The sequence below is a fragment of the Bradyrhizobium sp. JR4.1 genome (assembly GCF_040548605.1).
GTDB classification, from domain to species: Bacteria; Pseudomonadota; Alphaproteobacteria; order Rhizobiales; family Xanthobacteraceae; genus Bradyrhizobium; species Bradyrhizobium canariense.
Window position 1 is genome coordinate 1 of sequence record NZ_JBEPRY010000070.1, and the last position, 2,455, is coordinate 2,455.

The window sequence follows — 2,455 nt, forward strand, 5'->3', positions numbered from 1 at the left end:
CGTTCAAGCTGAGTACTGCGCTTATGGCTGTCCATAAGGACTGTTACGCACCAATTGGACTAACCCAACAAGGCGGCCCTCGCCGGAGGGAGACGCTTCGCCGAGGGAAAGTATGATCGGTTTCCGGAGCTGATAGCTAACCTCGTCCAAGGCCGTGTTCAGGTAATTGTCGCCGCCACTGGCACCAATGGAGTCTTGGCGACAACTTCCGCAACAAAGACAATCCCCATCGTGTTTGCAATTGCCATGGACCCTGTATCCCTTGGCGTCGTTTCCAGTTTGAACAGGCCCGGAGGCAACGCCACCGGTGTGAGCATGTACACTCCACAGCTTACGGCCAAGCGACTTGAGCTCTTGGCCGAGTTGACGCCGGGAGGCGGTTCGATCGCCGTGCTGATCAATCCGACAAACCCTAACGCAAATGTGGTCGCCTCAGACGCTGAGGCTGCCGCTAAGTCGCTCGCGCGGGCGATTCACATTCTGAAGGCCAGCACAGACGAGCAAATTGCTGCTGCCTTCAAGGAGATCAGAGACCAGCAGCATGTTGCACTTCTCGTTAGCCCAGACGCATTCTACATCGCGCGGCGAGAAAGACTTGCCGCGCTGTCCGAGCAAGGTCGGATTCCTGCGATCTACGAGTGGTCTCTTTTCGTAAAATATGGGGGACTTATGAGTTATTCACCGCGCATCACCGATGTTTCCTACCAGCTTGGCGTTTATGCAGGAAAAATTCTGAACGGCGCTGCACCCGCCGATCTACCCGTCGAGCAGCCTACTAGGTTCGAGTTGGCGATCAATCTGAGAACTGCAAAGATAATCGGCCTTACCATCCCGCCCCATCTTCTCGCGCGCGCCGACGAGGTGATTGAATAGCGGGCAAGCTACGTCCGCTCGTGGGCCCATCGGCGACCTCGGAGCCCATCCGCTCTTCGGCCGATGTTGGCGGTAAACCGCACATCAGGCAGCCAGCCTCTTAATGAGTACCTGGGGCCGTTTTGAACTTTCGCTCCATCGTTCAAGCCGGTCCACAACCATGTTTAGAGGCATTGCCATCGCGCTATTTGGAATGGGCATCTTTTCGCAGCTTGATCGAGCGTTCTTCTATGGCCGCAATACCGACGCCGTGCTCAAGCTTGCGCGGTAGATTGGCCGAGGCTTTGGGCTGTAGGTTAGCCGCGCTGCGCTCAAGATCGCTCGGGGACTACTTCTTCAACAGCAGTCCCAACGTTCGCGCCATGCGCCTCACCGATCCGGCGTGGCGACCGAGATCGGCGGCTATCCTCGACGTGCCAACTCCCTGCCGGGCCAGCCTGACCAACCGTCGGACCTCCTGCTCGGCCCATTGCTTTGGCTTCGGTGTTTTCATGATGCGGCGCTCGATCCGCACCAGTTAACCAGCGAGCGTTATTACCGACACTTGGGAAATTTACGGGTGGGCTTCCTGCCTGAGGCCGGCCCTCGCCGTTGAACGGCAATTTAGGCGCCTTGGGCCGTAGCGAGCTTGTCGTTCGTCCTAACCATGATGAACAAGTAGGCCAACGTGGCGTCGAGCAAGACACTTTCATCTGTCAAATGCGTCAACTTGCCTGTCTTTCCCGACCGCATTCGCCGCATTCTCGAAGGAATGCCGCCTCCGTCGTCGATGATCAAAGTTGGCGCGCGCCAAGCCGTGCAAAGTGGCATATACTCGCAAGCCGGTAGTATTACAGCCTAACGAAAGAATGCCCCTCGGAACAAATGCAACGCGACGTCCTACGTCAGGAGGACGTCGCGATGCAATTGTGCATCACAACCAGAGGGGAAGTTGTTATGAAGCGACGTTCATTGCTCTTGGCATTGTGTTCTTCCGCTTTCATCTCTGCACCGGCACTGGCCGATGAGGTCAAGCAGGAGGCCGAAAAATTAGCCGTCGCCTACACCGACTGCGTCGCCAAGAAAGACGCGGGCTGTGTCGCTGCGCTCTATACAAAGGACGGGGTCCAGATCAACCCGGGCGGTGTGTTTTCCGATCTTAAGAGCGTATACGAAAACAACTTCAAGAACGGCACCGATCATATAGAGATCAGAGTCGGCAACATGTCGGTCATCAACAACGATCTGGTCGTTGCCAACGGCGAGACCGACATCTTCGGTAAGGACCCTAAGAGCGGCGACGCCACCCAGGTCACAGTGTTCTGGGGCGGCATCGACATACGTGAAGGCGGCGCTTTAAAAATCCGCCAGTTGACCGTCGGCATGAAGCCGCCTCCAGCTAAGGAAGCCAGCGCCGAGAAGAAGTAGGACGTCATCCTGTCGTAAGTCACCACGCGCCCATCCTCTTTGAGGGTGGGCGTTTGATCTTGCTGCACGTCGCTCCGAAAGGTAACCCTACGCGGTAGGCCGCAGCGCGCTGATCTTTCCAGTTAACCGTTAGAGCTCGTCGGACTCCTCGGTTTTCGGCTTCATCGTCGCAGCG

At 56.9% G+C, this 2,455-nt stretch carries 2 protein-coding genes; both read left to right on the plus strand.

Annotation, left to right across the window (positions count from 1 at the left end; genetic code table 11):
- The first annotated feature begins 165 nt into the window (after positions 1–165).
- Positions 166–873, plus strand: a complete 708-nt coding sequence (locus ABIB90_RS41490; RefSeq protein WP_354202968.1) for an ABC transporter substrate-binding protein — start codon at positions 166–168, stop codon at positions 871–873.
- 936 nt (positions 874–1,809) lie between these two features.
- Positions 1,810–2,280 (plus strand): Cif family virulence factor, encoded by a 471-nt coding sequence (locus tag ABIB90_RS41495; RefSeq protein WP_354172182.1) that lies wholly within the window; start codon positions 1,810–1,812, stop codon positions 2,278–2,280.
- The last annotated feature ends 175 nt before the right edge of the window (positions 2,281–2,455 follow it).

Excerpts from the sequence above, each read along its gene's own strand:
- ABIB90_RS41495 (WP_354172182.1), top strand. The coding sequence starts at position 1,810 with ATGAAGCGACGTTCATTGCTCTTGGCATTGTGTTCTTCCGCTTTCATC.